15 protein-coding genes are annotated in these 18668 nt (G+C 49.5%); 8 read left to right on the top strand and 7 right to left on the bottom strand.

Annotated elements, in window-relative coordinates; translation table 11 throughout:
- Window positions 1-62 precede the first annotated feature (62 nt).
- The 5 genes from BP71_RS30260 to BP71_RS30240 form a co-directional block, all read right to left on the bottom strand.
- Window positions 63-2333, bottom strand: a complete 2271-nt coding sequence (locus tag BP71_RS30260; RefSeq protein WP_496385350.1) for a DUF2357 domain-containing protein — start codon at window positions 2331-2333, stop codon at window positions 63-65.
- Window positions 2333-3922, bottom strand: coding sequence for an MrcB family domain-containing protein (locus tag BP71_RS30255; protein ID WP_496385349.1), 1590 nt, complete (start codon window positions 3920-3922; stop codon window positions 2333-2335). Before BP71_RS30255 ends, BP71_RS30260 begins: the two co-directional genes overlap by 1 nt.
- A 125-nt stretch (window positions 3923-4047) precedes the next feature.
- A complete protein-coding gene (locus BP71_RS30250) occupies window positions 4048-4224 on the bottom strand; it encodes a DUF2905 domain-containing protein (protein WP_496385477.1) in 177 nt (58 codons plus the stop codon).
- A gap of 59 nt (window positions 4225-4283) precedes the next feature.
- Window positions 4284-4811, bottom strand: coding sequence for a DinB family protein (locus BP71_RS30245; RefSeq protein WP_496385348.1), 528 nt, complete (start codon window positions 4809-4811; stop codon window positions 4284-4286).
- A gap of 2 nt (window positions 4812-4813) precedes the next feature.
- Entirely contained in the window at window positions 4814-7303 is a 2490-nt protein-coding gene (locus tag BP71_RS30240; protein ID WP_496385347.1) for a hypothetical protein, read from the bottom strand.
- 321 nt (window positions 7304-7624) lie between these two features.
- Here BP71_RS30240 and pfkA point away from each other — a divergent pair, with 321 nt between their 5' ends.
- Window positions 7625-8599, top strand: coding sequence for a 6-phosphofructokinase (gene pfkA / locus BP71_RS30235; RefSeq protein WP_496385346.1), 975 nt, complete (start codon window positions 7625-7627; stop codon window positions 8597-8599).
- A 16-nt stretch (window positions 8600-8615) separates the two neighbouring features.
- Here pfkA and BP71_RS30230 read toward each other — a convergent pair whose 3' ends face one another.
- A complete protein-coding gene (locus BP71_RS30230) occupies window positions 8616-9386 on the bottom strand; it encodes a YdcF family protein (protein WP_496385344.1) in 771 nt (256 codons plus the stop codon).
- Between the two features lie 105 nt (window positions 9387-9491).
- Between BP71_RS30230 and BP71_RS30225 the strand changes: the two genes are divergently transcribed.
- A complete protein-coding gene (locus BP71_RS30225) occupies window positions 9492-10898 on the top strand; it encodes a redoxin domain-containing protein (RefSeq protein ID WP_496385343.1) in 1407 nt (468 codons plus the stop codon).
- A 9-nt stretch (window positions 10899-10907) separates the two neighbouring features.
- Here the strand turns inward: BP71_RS30225 and BP71_RS30220 are convergent, their stop codons facing one another.
- Window positions 10908-12014 (bottom strand): lactonase family protein, encoded by a 1107-nt coding sequence (locus BP71_RS30220; protein WP_496385342.1) that lies wholly within the window; start codon window positions 12012-12014, stop codon window positions 10908-10910.
- Between the two features lie 107 nt (window positions 12015-12121).
- On the opposite strand from BP71_RS30220, the gene BP71_RS30215 reads away from it, so the two are divergent.
- The 6 genes from BP71_RS30215 (at window position 12122) to BP71_RS30190 (ending at window position 18617) form a co-directional block, all read left to right on the top strand.
- Window positions 12122-12460, top strand: a complete 339-nt coding sequence (locus BP71_RS30215) for a tRNA-binding protein (RefSeq protein ID WP_496385340.1) — start codon at window positions 12122-12124, stop codon at window positions 12458-12460.
- A 97-nt stretch (window positions 12461-12557) separates the two neighbouring features.
- A complete protein-coding gene (locus BP71_RS30210; protein ID WP_496385339.1) occupies window positions 12558-14786 on the top strand; it encodes a heavy metal translocating P-type ATPase in 2229 nt (742 codons plus the stop codon).
- Between the two features lie 141 nt (window positions 14787-14927).
- Window positions 14928-15137: a heavy-metal-associated domain-containing protein gene (locus BP71_RS30205; RefSeq protein WP_496385338.1), complete on the top strand. Its 210-nt coding sequence runs from the start codon at window positions 14928-14930 to the stop codon at window positions 15135-15137.
- Window positions 15138-15213: 76 nt separating this feature from the next.
- Window positions 15214-15678 (top strand): hypothetical protein, encoded by a 465-nt coding sequence (locus BP71_RS30200; protein ID WP_496385337.1) that lies wholly within the window; start codon window positions 15214-15216, stop codon window positions 15676-15678.
- Between the two features lie 91 nt (window positions 15679-15769).
- On the top strand, window positions 15770-17995 hold the full coding sequence (locus tag BP71_RS30195) for a TonB-dependent receptor (RefSeq protein ID WP_496385336.1): 2226 nt from the start codon (window positions 15770-15772) through the stop codon (window positions 17993-17995).
- A 52-nt stretch (window positions 17996-18047) separates the two neighbouring features.
- Window positions 18048-18617 carry a helix-turn-helix domain-containing protein gene (locus tag BP71_RS30190; protein WP_496385335.1) on the top strand — a complete coding sequence of 190 codons (570 nt, stop codon included), beginning with the start codon at window positions 18048-18050 and terminating at the stop codon, window positions 18615-18617.
- The last annotated feature ends 51 nt before the right edge of the window (window positions 18618-18668 follow it).

The following is an 18668-nucleotide window of genomic DNA, read 5'->3' as shown; positions in this document are numbered from 1 at the left end:
ATGCCATGAGTAATGTTTAACAAAAGACCCGGAAAGAAAATACTACCGGTCAAAAGGTTAGATCATTTTACCAAAACCTTCATTAACTCCGTCAAACTGACCGAAAACGGCAAACCCGATGCCCGGTTGGCCCGATATCCCGGAAGCCTGGTAACATCCCAGTGATGGCCCCGTAATTCAGGTTCGACACCGGGATCCGTTTGATACACAATATAGAAATCGTCGGTAGGTGCCGGATATTTCTTTCGCAGCAAATCCTGCCGGGAAAACAATCTCGGTGCCGGATTGGAGACTTTAAGCATTATGCCGGTAACCGTCTCACCCGGCCCGTGCAGCAGCAGATACCGGGCATTCACTTCTCGCGCACCCAGCGACAAAGAGCCGCTCCCTGTCCCCGTCCTGAAATTATACAACCGGTTTTTCATGATCCACTGTAAATGTGCATCGCTTTTATAGTAGCCGACCAGTACGAAGGTATCATCCGGAATCAGGTCTCTGTTTTTCCCAAATGCCTCGGGAAGCAATTCTCTCACTTCGTCTGACGGACCATTGTTGTATATATCAAAGTTCCGGAAAGCCGCCTTTTCCCGCTGGGAGGCCCGGTTCTGAAAATGCGCGACGACGTCCTGCAGGAAGCGTTTTAGCTCCTCACTTCCATTGTCGACTTTGGAAGGACGGATCGCGAAGGCCCCCAAACCCGGTATCAGTTCATGAAATCCTTTCCGCTTGTAAACCTTCCCGGCAGCACCCGGATACAGCACATAGGCTCCCGCTGTCCGGCGGATCGCATCTTTGTAGGAATGCATTTTCAACAAGTCTTCCTGCGCATAATCGCCCGTGCGCGCGTGCTGTTCTATGTCTGTTTCCGGCTCACCGAATACTCCGGCCACAGACTCTACCTTATATTTCGCGTCAAAATGGATATGCACGATCAGCTCTTCTGTTTCCGCCTGAGACTGCGAAACGCCCAGAGGCCAGATGGACAATGTAAAATCCGGCCGCATCCCGGTGGTCCAGCTCCCCGCCTGTGGATATTCATTACGTCCGGAGAAAGACCTGTTGAAACTGAACTCTACATGCAGCTTTCGGGTACCGGCATCAAAAACACCGGCAACGGCCAGATGGCGCCCCATTTTCAGTTGCAACCCCAATCCATCCACAGTCGGTACGATCAACTGGCTTATATGGGCGGGCTCAATGGCAAACACGTCCCTGATGAGGTCCAGTAATTCAAAGAAGAGCCAGTATTCATACAGCACCGCCACATCTTTCTTTCCCGCCGAATACACGTCGTCACCACCCCGCCAAATCAGCCTGGCAGCCAGATCAAACATCAGCCACACCCGCAGAATTTGCCTGTATCCTTCCTTTCTCTGCAAATCAATCCCCGTCAACAGCAGTCCGGCAAATCTGCCTACTTCTTTAAACAAGGGAGCAGAAAGCACCAGATCTATACGGTTTTCTAACCTGGATGCTTCTCCGAACAATCTGCTACCGGCCGGAGCAACCGCTTTGATGTGACCGGCAAATGCTGAAAAAACCTGTAATGCATGCTTTACAAATCGGTTCCCGACGGCGTCGACCGAGTCGGTCTTGGACGCCAACATTACAGTGGAAGGCAATGACGTCAGTCTTTTTTTGAAAGGGTGATGATCAGGCAGGCAAGTCCTGTTTCCGCTTGCCATTATTTGGGTGATGGCTTTCCGACCCGGCCTGCGCATGCTCCTGATATCGCAGCTAATCACCTCATCCGACCAGCTGACACGCGGGTTGGCTATTATTCTCTGGCAGGCGGTATCAAATTCGTCGGTGCTGAGCAGCGAATTCACAAAGGCAAAACGCTGGTATAAAGTCAGCGGATCCGTGGAATAGTCCGGGCTAAAATGATGGGTTACCGGGGCATTGTACCGGAAGAGGAGGTCGGTACATTTGTCGGTAATCCCTTCCAGCATGAGCCTGTAATCGGTTCTGTAACCGGTTTTCCGGGAACGAATCTCGATTTTTACCTCGCCGGCCTTACGTCCATCCCGCGCAGCCATGATGCCGATCGCCAGCGTTCCCACATACACGAGCGGGGTAAGTCGGCCCATTGCCGGGTTGATCTGCGACGGAATGACTACCGGGGATGCATCGAGATAATACGAGCCAGTTACTTCGTATTCATAGAAACAGCCTTCCAACAGCTGTACCCGGGCCTCGCCGTGCTCGCAGGCTTCTTTTTCGTCCAGTTCAAAAATTGTCTGTTCAACCCGTCCCTCCGCGATAATGTGGATTCCGGCCGTCCCATCATCAACTTCCGTCATGATCAGGATCTCCATACTGCTTGCATCCATCAGGCTTCGGCGTAGCTGGCAAAACCATGGTCGATCAGGTTTTTGTAGATCTTCCTCAATTTTTCAAGCGTCATGGGATAATGAACTGCACCCAGGCCTTCCATTTCTTTTTTATAGCTTAAAAAGTCTTCCAGAAGATCGGGGTCCCCAAGACATTTCCTCCCCAACGCCTTTAAAACCGCATCTAACTTACGGCGGGATCCATGTATTTTAGGCAGCAGCTTTTGCATGATAGCCGCATCCATGACCTTTTGCAGTGGCCATTCGGGTTCAAGATGGTTAACGAATGCAGCAAACCGTAGGATTTCGCTTGCACTGCGATAGCCGAACTCAGCTCCCGCCTGTTTCAGTATTTTAAAAAATTCAACTAATTCATTGCTGATCGATGCCTTGAATTTGCTTTCCGGACTTCTGTCTTTCGCCATTTCTACAAATGCAGCCGCTGCATTCGCGCCCTTACCCGCCAGCTTCCAGAGTTCAGGTCTGTTTTCCGAGCGGAGAAACATCTCCATTTGCCGCCAGGAAATAGCGAATTCGATTACATTCGCCCGATCGAGCACTTTCGGACTGAACATATATGTGGTTTCATCGATGTTCACTGTTCCAATGATGAAGAGGTTGGAAGGAAAGGGCAGCCGGGCTGGCACGCCCTCGGAATTGCGGTGCTGTCCCGAATGCATCCGTATACCTTGTCCCGACTCCATTCCGCTTAAAAAATCAGCAAAATACCTTTCCACGTGGCTAAGGTTCATCTCATCCAGAATCAGAAAGTAGGGCCTACCCGGATTTCCGGTTGCCATTAACAGCAGATCCACCACGCCGCTCTCTGGCATGACGTACCGCTCCGGATCAAGCGCATTCGGAAAACCCAGAAGCGGCTCCCGATTGGTCCAGTCGGCTCCCACGGCAACCAGGCACACCTGATCATCACTTTCGCAGATCCATTTGGCAAAAGCCTGGGCTAGCTGCGTTTTCCCGGCGCCGGATAATCCGGTTAAAATAACGAATGGCTTTGCAAGCAGTGCGGCAATAAACCGGATCACAAGGTCGGACCCGATGTGAAGTCCGCATTCGAGCGACCGTTCATAAAATGGTTGATAACGCACCAGCGATTGAGCTTCGATGGTCCCGCCGCTTTGTGCATTGCCGATCGTTTGACGATATATATCGATGAGCGCCGTCAGATCCGCGTCCGCCTGCATTTGGTCCAGCTGCCCGATGTCATATACGCGAAAAACCAACGAACTTCCGTATTTCACCGGTTTGCCCAGTCCATGGTTTTTGAAATAAGCCTGAATCGTTTCGGCACTTTGCTGGTGCCAAGGAATTTTTGGTGGAAGTGTTTCGCTAATCCCAAACGCCAGGACCAGGAGCTTCTGGCTTTTGTAAAACACGTAGAAAGGATAAATACCGTTGCTGATATGCTGGCCATCAGCCAGAAATGCGATCCAGGGAACACGGGCGGGATTTCCTTTCCCAAAACTGATCTTGATTTTCAGCCCGTCAGCTTCGGCTGCAAAATGGGAAGTTTTCAGGTTGCCGGTCTGAGCTTGCGCCAGAAACCGGGCAAGCTCTGCGAAATACTCCATTCAGATAGTGTGTTAGATGATAAAATGCATTCACCGGACTTTAAAGATGAATGATATTTTATTCTCGTTCAACCAAAATGGAATACCATCCGCAATTTATAACATTGGTTATCAGCAAGATGCGCTTACAAAAACCTCCTAACGAGCCAAATAACGAGATTAATGAGACCACTGAGCAGTAACATGGTGGTAATCGGGAAGTAAAACCGGAAATTTTCTTTTTCAACCCGGATATCGCCGGGTAACCTCCCTAGCCAATGCAGTTTCTCGCTAAGAAAGTAGACGGCGATGCCGATCAGCACCACCGCCATCCCGATTATAATGAGATATTTACCCGTTGCCTGAGACATTATTCCTGGCCCTAGTCAATGTTTCCCAATGCCAGGTCGATATGCGCCAAATGGTGCCGTACATGCCAGACAGACATTGCAAGCGCCTGCGCCTGGCTGAACCAGAGCTTACGCGGAGCATGGTAGTATCGAATCGCAAGCTGCTCCTCGCTCAACGTGCCTGCGATGTATGCGTAACGTGCGTGAGTCCCTTCAAACAATGCCAGCGACGGTGCTATGGGCATATTAAGCGAATCCGGGGTGCCGGCCCAGGCATTCATGTCAATCAGTGTGACCTCCCTGTAATCCGGTTCGGTGATCGCCTTTTTCATCCTGAGATAATGCACAAATTGCAGGTCCGCCACGTGATGCACGAGTTGCCGGAGGTTCCAGCTTCCTTCCCTGTAGGTTTTGAGCAAATCTTCATCCGGCAAGTCGGCTACGCGTTTGCGGTATTCGACGGGAATGGTGGCGATCACATCGATAAACTGCCCGATTTCTTCCCTGGAATACGAATCCTGTAATACCAGCGGTCCTATGGGAAATTTCCGGTCTGTCATCGCTATGCGTTTTTCGTTCTTTTAGCTTCCATCCATACTGCCCCGGCGATCAATCCGATCAGCAGCAAAGAGCTCACCAGGTCTACCTTGCTTCCCGTGGCTACCGACACCGGCTCAAAACGGAACTTAACCGTATGTTTGCCTGCCGGAATGCGCAATGCCCTCAGCACGTAATTCGCCCGCAAGAGATCAACCGGCTTGTCGTCGATCGTGACTTTCCATTCGTCACGTACATTATAATAAATCTCCGAAAACACCGCTAGCCCTTCTGCATTTGAGCTCGCCTCGTAAACCAGTTCATTGGGCTTGTAAGAGATCAGGCTGATTTTGGCTGTCGAATCCGGCCGGATCGCCAAACCACCCAGTTTTGAAGCAAAACGCTGATCGATCACCGCCACATCTTTCAGGTTCACCGCATTTAATGCAGCCATTTCGGCGTCGGCGTTCGGCACTACCTTATAAGACTTCACGAACCACGCATGTCCGTAAGCCTGCGGGTTTGGCTGCGCCACTTTATTACCCTGCTGATCCGCTGAGATGAAATATTTCGTATTCAGCATGTTAATGATCTCGAAATTAGGCTTTTCCGTCATGAGCTGATGCTCAAATAATTCCTGGTAACGACGTAGCTTAGCCGCGTGATAGCCGCCCAGCGATTTATGGAAATAGGAGGCATCGGCGCTATTGAACGGCCCCTGACGGGAAGATTGGTCGAAGACACGATAATCAGGATCCGTGTCACGGAGGATCTGTTCATCAGCCGGAGAAGGAGTAGTAATTCCCTGTGCTACGTATTTGGTCACAAAGTCTTCGTCGTTGAGATATCTTTTGTCAATGCCGAATAAATCAAAAATAACCAGTACCAGCATTACGCCCGCAAACAGTACGGTTTTGATTTTTTCCTGTACATAAAACCACACCAAACCGGCAGCAAGCGCGATAAAAATCAAGCTTCTAATGGCGTCCGCCTTCATCATTCCGGCTCGATCCTGCACAATGGCATTAATGACCTGCTGACCATAGGCCTTGTCCTGAGCCATTTGCGAGAATTGGTCTGCAAATTGCTGATCATTTGCCGACTGAAAGTTAAAAAAGACACCCGGCATCAATGCCATCACCAACATCAGTCCTCCGGTAATACCTGCCGAGATCAGGAAGGGCTTTTGAAATTCCTTTGCGGCAATCTTCTTTTGTGCTATAGCCGACAATCCCAATATCCCGACGAGCACCATCAGCAGCTGAGCCAGTGAAATCACCATCGTCATCGCCCTGAACTTGTTGAACATCGGAAAATAATCGAAGAAAAGGTAGTTAATTCCCGCAAAACTTTTTCCCAACGCCCAAACCACATACAGTGCCACAACCCCCGCAGCCCAGTATTTCAATGGATTTTTCACAATGAATAATCCAAGTACAAAAAGGAAAAAGACGATTGCTCCGATGTAGTTGGGGCCGCCCATAATAGGCTGACTGCCCCAATAAAGCGGTAATTGCTGAACAATATTAAGTGCCGCCGACGGGTCAAATCCCCTACCAGTCAACACTTTGTAAGTTTCCGATGTATTCGTCAGCGGGCCAAGGGAAGGACCGCCGTAGGCATTGGGAATTACCAGCGTGAGCAATTCCCCGACACCATAACTGTACGTAAAGGCATATTCCTTGTCCAGCCCGCTGCCCTGTTTGGAAGCCGCCTGATTGGCACCAGAGGTCAGTTCCGACTTCCCTCGAATGGTTTCTTTGGTATAATCATATGCATTCCAAAGCCGGGTCGTGTGCGTACCTACGGCGAGCACCGCAGAAAGCGCAAGACCGCCCAAAACGAATACAAGCTCCTTAACTTTGCCATTTTTGAAATAGGAAATGCTCTCCATCACAACAAGTATCACCACGCCGATACCCAGATAATACGTGATCTGAACATGGTTGGCGTACAATTCCAGGGAGAGGAATAACCCGGTAAGCGCCGAACCCGCCAGCCAGTTCCTGCGAAAAGCAAGGATTACACCGGCCAGCACCCCTGGCGCGTACATGATTGCAATCACCTGCGAAACATGCCCGGCTTCCAGGTTTATGACGTTGAAACATGAAAACGAAAAGGCTACCGCTCCGATCGCCGCAAGCCATCCTCCTGCGCCCAGGACGATAAAAAGGATATAGGCGCTGACCATCCCGATCAGGAAATAATTGGCTGGTGCCGGTAAAATCCTGTTAATCCCTTGCCCGAGCTTGGTGGAAACACTCGTTGGATAATCCGCAGCGACCAGGTAGGCGGGCATCCCGCCGAACATTCCATTGGTCCATGCCGACCATTCACCGGTTTGCTTGTGGTAATCAAGAACCTCCCGCGCCGCGCCCTTAGCCTGGATCTCATCCTGAGCACTGAGTTTTTTGCCCTGCAGGACGGGTGATACGTACGCGATGGACAGGATCATAAAACCGATGACAGCAACCAGGTGAGGCCAGATGCGCGGCCAGGAAAACAGATTTTTCATTTTGATAATATTAAGCTACGGGTTGGTTTCAGGCTGAGACGGTACCGTAAACGATCCGCCACAAATATGACTTTTCAAACAGTAATAGTAGCAATGAGCGTCGGTTAAGGGACATTAAATTTCTATTAACCGGCGCAAATATATAAGTATTGGTATATGTTTGAGATGTAAAAAATGATTCTTGTTCTCGCATTTTTTTAACATAATTAAGAATCAAGGCATCTATTTTAAGAAAATACCGGATAAATTTGCGGAAATTGTGCCTTTAAGGTTCAATTGGTGCTGTACATAGAAAGATTAGAAGTAACCCGAAATTATTAAATGAAAAGAATTGGAGTATTTACCTCAGGAGGAGATGCCCCGGGTATGAACGCCTGCATCCGGGCGGTGGTACGCGGAGCATGCTATCACGGTATTGAAGTTTTTGGAATCAGAAGAGGATATAGCGGAATGATCGCCGGGGATGTCTATAAAATGGAATCCCACTCGGTTAGCAATATAGTACAAAGAGGAGGTACGATCCTCAAATCGGCAAGAAGCAAAGAGTTCATGACACCCGAAGGCCGCAAGAAGGCACACGACAACCTGGTGGCGCTGGGCATCGAGGGACTGATCGCCATCGGCGGTAACGGTACTTTCACAGGGGCTATGATTTTTGGCAACGAATATGGTATTCCCACGGTAGGAGCTCCCGGAACGATCGACAACGACCTTTACGGAACAGACTACACCATCGGCTTCGATACTGCAGTAAATACCGCGCTGGACGCTATTGACCGTATCCGCGACACGGCCAGCTCGCACGACCGTATCTTTTTTATCGAAGTAATGGGCCGTGACTCGGGCTACATTGCAATCCAGTCGGGTATCGCAGGGGGCGCAGAGCTCGTAATGGTACCGGAAGTGCTTACCCCTATTTCTCAGGTCGTCGAAACGCTCAAACAGGGATGGAGCCGCTCGAAATCCTCTTCCATTATCATCGTGGCTGAAGGCGACGAAGAAGGAAGCGCGCAGGAAGTGGCAGACAAGATCAAAGTACAGGTGGACGAAAATGCCGACATCCGGGTAACCACACTGGGCCATACCCAGCGCGGAGGAACGCCATCTGCCTACGACCGCATTCTGGCGAGTCGCCTGGGATTGGGCGCACTCGAAGGCCTCATCGCCGGTCAGAAGAACGTCATGGCGGGGATCATCAACAACGAACTGGTATACACACCATTCGAAGATACGATCCGCTTGCCCAAACCTATCAATGAAGACTTGCTGAGAATGGTGAAGATCCTGAGCGTTTAATACGCCAGGTTACCACTCAGCAGTAACCCATGATTTTGTAAATCGCGAATCCAACCATCTCGTGCCATAGTACATGGCAATCAGCAAGCACTGCTGGTTGAGGGACGATTTCGCGAATACCCAACTCATCATATCCTCCGTAGAAGTCGGCCGGGAAGGGCATTGTTTTGATACCCGCTTTTTCAAAACACCCGACCGACCGGCGCATGTGGAACGCGGAGGTGATCAGAATGTATCGCCCTGAAGGGAACATTTTTTTCAGTATCCGAGCTGAGTAGAGCGCATTTTCGCGTGTGTTCTTGGCTTTCTCTTCAAAAATGATGTCTTTGGCCGGAACACCCCAGTTCACCAGGAGTGACGCCGCCCTTCGGGTTTCCCCTCTTCCATCGGCCATAGCCTCGTCGCTGCTCATGCCGGTAATCAGGATTTTTTTGATTTTTCCATTTTTATAAAGCTCGAAGGTCTGTAATACACGATCTCCATGCTTACCCATCGCGATGTGGTTTTGTCTTGGCATATTGGTATATATCAACCCTCCCGACAGCAAAATCCCTACATCGTAAGTACCTTGAATCTCGTTCAGATTCACCAAAGGAGCCTCGTACCAGTTCAGGGCCCTTCTTACCAGAAAAGAATTCGACATTGCGAGCAGCAGTACGACCGCAAGACCGACGATCCGCTTTTGTTTCTTCGCATTCTTAACCGCAAAAGCATACAGGAGCAGTATAAGAATGATGCTCAGCGGCATGACCAGGAAATCGATAGCTTTGGAGAGAAAAAAAAACATTTGGATAAGAAGTCGACAGAAGTTGTCGTTTTGAAGTTAATTTTACGGTGATCCGGATTTGAAATAATCCAATAAACAGCTCAAAAGCAAACTTTCCATACCCTGATGACAGTTTATACCCGCGCTTCGGTTTTCACATTGCTGCTCCTTTTGACTTTTTTCTCCAATGCTTTTTCACAAGGCTATCGCATCGAAGCCACGGTGAAGGGCATGCGGGACTCTTCCTTTGTAATTGGGCATTATAATCGCAATGCTACGCAATTTGTACCCAAAGACACGGCCAAAGCGGATGCTAATGGCAAAATGGTATTTGAAGGCCCGGGACCTCTTCCGGGGGGCCTGTACGTAATCCTGTTTCCTGGAAACCAAAAAATGATCGAACTCATTTATTCCGGCAAGGAACCCAACTTTGCCATTGAGGTAGATACGACCGATATGATCGGCTCCATGAAAGTAACCGGTTCCAAGGAAAACGAGCTTTTCAACAACTATCGAAAAGAATTAAACAACGGTACTAAGGAAATGGAGTCGCTGAGCAAACAAACGACCCCGGAAGCCCAAGCCCGGTTGAAAACGATACAGGAAGGGTTTGGCACCTACCGTAAGAAGTTACTAACCGAACATGCCGACAGCTTCACCGCAACACTGCTGAAAATGTCGGCAGACCCTGAAATACCTGCCGCACCGAAGTTACCGAATGGCAAAACCGATTCCATGTGGGTTTTCAACTATTACAAGGCCCATTACTGGGACGCGTTCGATTTTTCGGATCCCAGGATCGTCAACACGCCGTTCCTGGAACCTAAGCTGGAACGTTATTTCAAAAACCTCGTCGTACAGGTGCCTGACTCAATTATCAAAGACGCCGATATGATTGTGAAGAAGGTTTCCGTCAACACAGACCTGAAAGCCTGGACTGTTTTTTACATCACCAACCAGTACGAAAATCCGAAAACAGTGGGAACAGAGGCCGTTTGGGTGCATATGGCCAACAAATATTATCTGTCGGGCGAAATGGGCGTATCCGAGGATATCAAAAAACGCATTACCGAAAAGGTCACTACGTTAAAAGACCTCCTGGTGAACAAACCTTTCCCTGCACTGACATTGACTGATCCGGCAGGCAAAAAAGTGAGTGTTCAGACCATTCAGGCTAACTACACGATATTGTTTTTCTTCGCCCCTTCCTGCGGACATTGCAAGGAGGCTTCGCCTGTCCTGAAAGCATTCTACGACAAGAACAAAGCGAATGGCATCAAGGTAATGGCCATTTCGACTGAGCACAATGTAGAGGAATGGAAAACATTCGTCAAAACCTACCACCTGGAAGAATTGATCAATGGCTTCGACGCCCTTCAGCAGATCGACTTCAACAGGAAATTCGATGTGGTTACGACACCAACCATTTACATTCTCGACAAAAACAAAAAGATCATCGCCCGCAAAATGCCCGTGGAGCAGATCGAGGATTTCCTAAGCTACTATCAAAACAAAATGGCCAGAAAACTCTGACCATTTTGTTCAGAGGAATGCCACACAGATCGGCGTTTTCACGCCGATACTTTCCTGCTTAAACGTGAATTTGCCCGTTGTGGCATCCACATCGTACACCACCAGGTTATCCGACGACTGGTTGGCTACAACCATAAACTTGCCGGTCGGATCGATATTGAAATCCCGCGGCGTTGAAATAGACTTCGTTTGCTGATCGACCATTTCCAATTCCCCATTACCCAGTATCCTGAATGCGCTGATCGAATTGTGGCCCCGGTTGGAAACATATACAAACTTGCCGTTCGGGTGTAAATGGATCGCTGAGCTCGTGTTCGTCGGGCCTGAATAATCGGCAGGGATGGTAGGATAGGTTTTAATGGCTGTTATTACTCCCTTTTTCCCGATGTTGCAGGCGGTCAATGTGGCATCCAGTTCGTTGAGCAAAAACAATCTTTTCCCGGAAGGGTGAATGATCAAATGGCGCGGGCCTGCGCCAGCCTTACCTGAGAAAAACGGTTGGGCCACATTCGGTGCCAGTGTGCCCGTATTGACATCCACCGTGTAGTTCATGACCTTGTCGCTTCCCAAATCCGTCACATACACATATCTGCCATCCGGGCTGGCAGTCGCGAAATGCGCATGCGCCTTTTCCTGGCGTTTCGCATTAGGTCCCGTCCCGGCATATTGCTCTTTGTACACCTGTGCGCTCAGCTTCCCGTCGGTCCCGATATTATAAGCCGAAAAACTTCCGCCGCCATAGTTGGAAACAAAAGCCATTTTTCCGGTAGAATGTACCGAAACGTGGCAAGGTCCGACGCCTTCCGAGGGTTCGCTGTTCAGATAGGTTAGCTTCCGGTCGGCGCCGATCACAAAAGCGGATACCTTGTTATCGGAAGATATCGCATACAGGTTCTTTTTATTCGGGGAAATAGCCAAATAGCCTGGCGCAATGCACTTATTGATAGTGTCGATCAGGGTGATCCGGCCTGACGACAGATTAAGTTCACACCGCGTTATCGAAGAATTGGCCCCCTTATCCTGTGTACCTACATAGAATGTGATGGTTCTGTCCTGGGAAGAAAAAGCCAGTAATCCGGCCGAAAGCAGCATCATGGAAACGATCAGTTTTTTCATCTGTAATGTTTTAAATGAATCCTGGCAATGCAAGAGAAAGGTCGGCAAAAGGCTTTTTTAATGTTAATTTGCCAGATAAGTATTACTAATATCAAACTGAAAGCAACATGAACACGATTACCTGGCAGGATTTTGAACAAGTTGATCTCCGTGCCGGAACGATCATTCAGGTCGACGATTTTCCGAAAGCAAGAAAGCCCGCATTTAAACTGCGCATCGATCTGGGTCCCGAAATCGGTATCAGGGCAAGTTCTGCTCAGATTACCGCCCGCTATACCAAAGACCAGCTGCTCGGCAAGCAGGTCCTTTGCGTCGTCAACTTTCCTCCGAAACAGATTGCCGATTTCCGGTCCGAAGTCCTTACCACCGGCTTCGTTCTACCCGACGGCGAAGTGATCCTGACAAGCCCCGACTTCCCCGTCCCGAACGGCACCCGGCTTGCCTGAGACATCCGTTTCCTTGAATCTTGTAAACCACAGCCAGAATTGTGTAACGACTCCGGGAGAGCCGGATTTTATCTTTGTATTCCAATTCTGAAAGACTATGGAAACGACAACAGATATAAAAAAAGTAACGCTACCGGTAACCGGCATGTCCTGTGCCGCGTGTGCTGTAAGTGTGGAATCGATGCTAGGCCATACAAAAGGAGTCATCCATGCCGGAGTGAATTATGCCAATCAATCTGTCTCCGTGGCGTACGACCCCGAGCTGGTAGACCTCCCCGATATGGACCAGGTACTTCAAAGCATCGGTTACGGGCTGATCATTGAGGATGACGAGGACGACGCTATCGCAGAGCAGGAAAAAATCCAGCATGAACGCTATCGAAAGCTCAAAAACAACGCGATCTATACCGGTATTCTAACGGTACCCATCGTGGTCCTGGGTATGTTCTTCATGGATTGGTCTAATGCCAATTACATCATGCTGGCCCTCACGATTCCGGTTCTGCTGGTGTTCGGGAAGGATTTCTTCATCAACGCCTGGAAACAGGCCACGCATCGCAAAGCCAATATGGACACGCTGGTGGCGTTAAGTACCGGCGTCGCATTCCTTTTCAGCACTTTCAATACATTTTTTCCTGAATTCTGGCACCAGCGTGGTTTGCATCCGCATGTCTATTTTGAAGCCGCGGCGGTGATTATCTTCTTCATTCTGTTGGGTAAACTAATGGAAGAACGCGCCAAATCGAATACTTCGGATGCATTGAAAAAGCTGATCGGCCTGCAACCCAAGACGGTGCGCGTGTATCGCGACGGAGCCGAAATGGAGATTGGTGTGAAAGACGTCCATGTAGGCGATGAAATCGTGATCCGCTCCGGGGAGAAAATTCCGGTCGACGGCAAAGTGCTCAGCGGCAGCTCGTATGTCGACGAAAGCCTGATGACCGGCGAGCCTATCCCCGCCGAAAAGAAGGCTGGCGAGCAGGTTTTTGCAGGAACGATCAATCAGCACGGAAGTTTCACTTTCTCCGCCGAAAAAATCGGGAAGCAGACGGTCCTGGCGCAGATCATTAAAACCGTACAGGCTGCACAAGGCAGCAAAGCTCCCGTTCAACGACTGGTGGACCGCATTGCGGGCATCTTTGTACCGGTCGTCATTGTCATTGCCCTACTCACATTTGCAACCTGGATGGTGTTAGGAGCCGAAAATGCCCTCACACACGCGATGCTCGCAGCAGTGTCGGTGCTGGTAATTGCATGTCCGTGCGCGCTCGGGCTCGCCACTCCTACGGCCATGATGGTAGGAGTAGGCAAAGGCGCCGAGAACAACATCCTGATCCGCGACGCCGAAAGTCTTGAAAAAGCATACAAAGTCGACGCCGTAATCCTCGACAAAACCGGAACCCTCACGGAAGGCCGTCCGAAAGTAACCGGCTGGCAATGGGTCGATTCTTTGCAAAATCAATCGGCGCATCTCGCAGCCGTCAAAGCCCTCGAATCGCGATCCGAGCATCCACTGGCCCAGGCCATTGTAGATTTTATTGAAGATGCAGAAAAAGTAGAGGTAACCGAATTTCAATCACGGACCGGCAGTGGCATCCAGGGCACTGTAAATGGGCAAAGATATCTGATCGGCACGTTCCGCTTTCTTGCAAAAGAAGGTGTTAAACTGATCCCTGAATTGCAAAATGCGCATGACCAGTTGACGGCACAAGCCCAAACCGTGATTGGAATAGCGATCGATGGTCAGCATACCGGGCTCGCGGCCATCGCCGACCAATTGAAAGCGACTTCGCGGGAAGCTGTCGCAAAACTCCATGCCCAGGGGATCGAAGTGTATATGCTAACCGGCGATAATGCCCAAACCGCAGCAGCGGTGGCCCGGCAGGTAGGAATCGACAGTTTTCAGGCAGAGGTGAAACCGGACGATAAAATGCAGTTTGTTAAAAAACTTCAGTCTGCGGGCAAGATTGTCGCCATGGTAGGCGACGGCATCAATGACTCTCAGGCGCTCGCGCAAGCGGATGTGAGTGTGGCGATGGGTAAAGGTTCGGATATCGCCATGGATGTGGCCAAAATGACCCTCATCACCTCCGATCTTCTGGCATTGCCCAAAGCGTTGAAACTGTCGCACAAAACAGTGGTAACCATTAAACAAAACCTGTTTTGGGCATTCATCTACAATGTGATCGGCATCCCGGTCGCCGCCGGGATCCTTTATCCAATCAACGGCTTCCTCCTCGACCCGATGATCGCCGGCGGAGCAATGGCGCTGAGCTCGGTTTCCGTGGTGATGAATAGTTTAAGGTTGAAAAGCGCGCGGTTGTAGCCATAAGGTGGGAAGTCAACAACCAAAAACTCTGTAAAGCATTCCCACAATTCTGTAATATTCCGGCGCCGGGGGCTGCCGATATTTGTAAAACAATTAATCACAAAATACAACGGGTATCACCCCGGCCATTATAGCAACATGGAAACATTAAAATTCAAAACCAATATCAAATGCGGCGGCTGTGTCGCCGGCGTTACCCCTTTCCTCAATGGTGACGAAAATGTTGAAAACTGGAGCGTCGACCTGGAAAGTGCCGACCGCGTACTGAAAGTTGAAACGACCCATTCTCCGGAAGAAATCAGCGAGCTGATTAAAAAGGCCGGATATGTAGCCGAGGAAATCGCCTGATAATTAGTAATTTTGGCCCGGAGTTCAGTTTCCGGGCCAGATCAACAGTTCAAAGCCTGCTGCCAACAGCAACAAGATGAAAAATAAACTACACCGATCGATCACCATCCTGATGGCATTCCTGGTTCTGCTGAGCAGCACCGGTTTCGCCATAACGGAGCGCCTGTGCACGATTATGGACAGCAAATCGGTGCAGTTCGTGAGCAATTCCAAAGCGGAGTCTTGCAAACCGAAAATCGTCTCTTCCTGCTGTGCCAAAAGTGCGCAGCTGAAAATGGCGAAGGGTACATTTCTCAAAAAAACCGACTGCTGCAAGGAAAGCCAGCAACTCAAAAAACTCGAAATTGTCTCCCATGATTCACAACTTCTTGCCAAACTGCTCAAATCAGTAGCCACTGGCGTAACGTGGGCAGTAACCCGCTTCCGTTTTATCCAGGCCGAATGGATTATCCCTTCCCATTCACTATTCCCCAACATATCCTTCTCTTCCCGTCTTCACGGGAGAAGTATGCTTGCTTTTATCCAGTCTTTCTTGATTTGATATCATTGAATAACAGCCTTTTAACGCAAATCCATGCTTAACAGCATCCCGATTTGGCAAGAATCTCTTATTCCAATGAATCGATGAAATCATGAATAAATACCTGCTGGGAGGACTACTCTTAGTCATTTCCTCCTCCATCTACGCACAGCGTATAACCGGCTCAGTAAATGAGCAGGACTCTCAAACCAAAAGCCTGAAACCCATTACAGGTGCCAACGTGTACTGGTCGGGGACTACCCATGCCACGGCCACCGATGCCAACGGGAAATTCAGTATTCCCCGGTCGGCCCAATCGGCACTGCTCGTGGTGAGTTTCGTCGGCTTCCGTAACGATACGATCAAAATAGGACAGGAAAGCGAACTCCAGGTAGTCCTGCAAAACGATCAGACGCTGGATGAAGTGGTGGTACGGGCCGACAACACTTCCATCGACCGTCTTTCTCCGCATCAGACCGAAATCATCACGACACGGGCATTGGCCAAAGCTGCGTGCTGTAACCTTTCCGAAAGCTTTGAAACGAATGCATCCGTATCGGTCTCATATGCCGACGCGGTCACCGGCTCCAAACAGATCCAGATGCTCGGACTGAATGGTACTTATATTCAAACCAATGTGGAAAACATCCCGTCCATTCGCGGACTGGCTTCTACTTTCGGGCTTAATTTCGTGCCGGGAACGTGGATACAGTCCATCGACGTCGGCAAAGGAGCCGGTTCTGTGGTGAATGGATATGAATCCATGACGGGACAAATCAATGTCGAGCTGCAAAAGCCCGATACCGACGAAAAGCTGTACCTGAACACCTATGTCAATAACTTCGGTCGCGCAGAGGTGAATTTGAACCTTGCCCACAAATTGAGTGAGAAATGGAGCACCGGGCTGCTCACCCACGGCAGCACGCTCCGCAACCGTGTCGATAAAAACGGCGATGGCTTCCTCGATCTGCCGCTCTATACCCAGTACAACGCGATCAACCGATGGAAATACCAGGGAAGCAAAATGATGGCTCAGTTCGGTGTAAAAGCACTTTATGAGGATCGCCTGGGCGGACAAAAGGATTTCGAACGTGAAATGAAGGGAACTACCCAAGCCTATGGGTTTGGTGCGCGGATAAACCGTTACGAGTTTTTCTCGAAGATCGCGCGCTTGTTTCCCGACCAGCCCTACAAAGGTCTTGGCCTGATCGTTAACGCCTCCGTGCACGATTCCAAGTCCTATTTTGGACTGAATAACTACAACGGCCGCCAGAAAACGTTCTACGGGAACCTCATTTATCAGTCGATCATCGGCAATACCAACCATTCCTACAAAACTGGTATCAGCTACATGCTCGATCACTACGATGAGCTTTACAAAGACATTAGCCTGAAAAGAAATGAATCTGTTCCGGGCGCTTTCTTTGAATATACGTACAACCATCTCGACAAATTCGTGATGGTGGCCGGTGGCCGGGTGGATTTTCATAACTTATACGGCACCCAATGGACGCCCCGCCTGCATCTGAAGTACAATCTTACCGACCAAACCACCCTCCGGGCTTCGGCGGGGCGCGGTTTCCGGGTATCAAACCCACTGGCCGAGTACTATGGCAATCTGGTAAGTTCCCGTGCAGTGGTTTTCCGCGAAAGCATCCGCCCGGAAGTGTCCTGGAATTATGGCGCAAGCCTGACGCAGGAGTTTAAAATCGGGGAAATGAGCGGTAACTTTATCATGGATTTTTATCGCACTGACTTTGAAAACCAGCTGGTAGCCGACATGGAAGATCCGCGATACATGCGTTTTTACAACCTGGAAGGAAAAGCCTACGCGAACAGTTTCCAGGCCGAAGCAAACCTGACTCCCATCAAACGATTTGAGCTCAAACTCGCCTATCGCCTTTTTGATGTAAAACAAACCATCCGGAATGTTTATGATGCCAATACATTGCAGCCCAGGATGATGGTCAGCCGCGACCGGGTGCTGTTCAATGCGGGTTATGCACTGCCTTATGACAAATGGAAATTTGATGCTACCGTTCAATGGAACGGCAAACGAAGAATTCCTTACATGGGTCATATTCCCGATCATCACGTTCCAACAGACCTGGCATCGACGATGTCGCCCTCATTCTATAACCTGAATGCCCAAATCACCCGTACATTTCCTAAATGGGACATCTACTTGGGTGGCGAAAATCTGGCTAATTTCCGCCAGAAAGACCCCATTATGGGAGCTAACGAGCCTTTCGGCCAGCATTTCGATGCCGGAATGGCCTGGGGACCGGTCGTAGGGCGAATGATTTACGCGGGAATGCGTTATAAGATTGTCAGATAATGGAGGAATGGTGGCAGGGAAGAAGGGTTAAAAGACTAAATGGAATGGACTTATGAAATTATATATTAAAAATATGGTCTGTGACCGCTGCAAGCGGGTCGTTCGCGAAGAACTGAACAGGCTGGGCATCGATCTGAATTTTGTGGAACTGGGTGAGGTCGAAACGGTGGCGGAGGTGGATGGTAGTCAACTGAAAGAGGTGAAAACAGTACTCGAAGCCAACGGTTTTGAATTGCTGGACGACCGGAGGCTTGCGATGGTGGAGCATATTAAAACGCTGGTCATCGACGAGGTCCAAAACCTTAAAGGCAATAAACCGGCGCAGATGAATTTTTCGGACTATCTCTCGGAAAAGATCGGATATGAATACTCTTATCTGAGCAACCTGTTTTCTTCCGAAACAGGACAGACGATCGAGCAGTACGTTATCGCGCAAAAGGTGGAAAAAGTGAAAGAATGGCTGTCCTACAATGAACTTACATTGAGCGAAATAGCCTGGCGGCTTTCTTACAGCAGCACGGCGCACCTCAGCAATCAGTTCAAAAAAGTGACGGGCATGACCCCGGGTGAATTCAAGAAAAGTGCTTTACAAAGAACCGCCCTCGACCAGGTAGGTCATTGAATACCGGATTGGCATTACGATCAAATAACCTATTATCAAGCTTTAATTCAA

This window comes from Dyadobacter ginsengisoli DSM 21015 (assembly GCF_059568735.1).
This window is presented reverse-complemented; position numbering and strand designations above follow the sequence as displayed.

Bases quoted from the DNA above. Each gene is read 5' to 3' on its own strand.
- BP71_RS30200 (WP_496385337.1), top strand. From the start codon at position 15,214: ATGAAAAATAAACTACACCGATCGATCACCATCCTGATGGCATTCCTG.
- BP71_RS30195 (WP_496385336.1), top strand. From the start codon at position 15,770: ATGAATAAATACCTGCTGGGAGGACTACTCTTAGTCATTTCCTCCTCC.
- pfkA (WP_496385346.1), top strand. From the start codon at position 7,625: ATGAAAAGAATTGGAGTATTTACCTCAGGAGGAGATGCCCCGGGTATG.
- BP71_RS30210 (WP_496385339.1), top strand. From the start codon at position 12,558: ATGGAAACGACAACAGATATAAAAAAAGTAACGCTACCGGTAACCGGC.
- BP71_RS30225 (WP_496385343.1), top strand. From the start codon at position 9,492: ATGACAGTTTATACCCGCGCTTCGGTTTTCACATTGCTGCTCCTTTTG.
- BP71_RS30190 (WP_496385335.1), top strand. From the start codon at position 18,048: ATGAAATTATATATTAAAAATATGGTCTGTGACCGCTGCAAGCGGGTC.
- BP71_RS30260 (WP_496385350.1), bottom strand. From the start codon at position 2,333: ATGGATGCAAGCAGTATGGAGATCCTGATCATGACGGAAGTTGATGAT.
- BP71_RS30245 (WP_496385348.1), bottom strand. From the start codon at position 4,811: ATGACAGACCGGAAATTTCCCATAGGACCGCTGGTATTACAGGATTCG.
- BP71_RS30230 (WP_496385344.1), bottom strand. From the start codon at position 9,386: ATGTTTTTTTTTCTCTCCAAAGCTATCGATTTCCTGGTCATGCCGCTG.
- BP71_RS30255 (WP_496385349.1), bottom strand. From the start codon at position 3,922: ATGGAGTATTTCGCAGAGCTTGCCCGGTTTCTGGCGCAAGCTCAGACC.
- BP71_RS30205 (WP_496385338.1), top strand. From the start codon at position 14,928: ATGGAAACATTAAAATTCAAAACCAATATCAAATGCGGCGGCTGTGTC.
- BP71_RS30240 (WP_496385347.1), bottom strand. From the start codon at position 7,303: ATGAAAAATCTGTTTTCCTGGCCGCGCATCTGGCCTCACCTGGTTGCT.
- BP71_RS30220 (WP_496385342.1), bottom strand. From the start codon at position 12,014: ATGAAAAAACTGATCGTTTCCATGATGCTGCTTTCGGCCGGATTACTG.
- BP71_RS30215 (WP_496385340.1), top strand. From the start codon at position 12,122: ATGAACACGATTACCTGGCAGGATTTTGAACAAGTTGATCTCCGTGCC.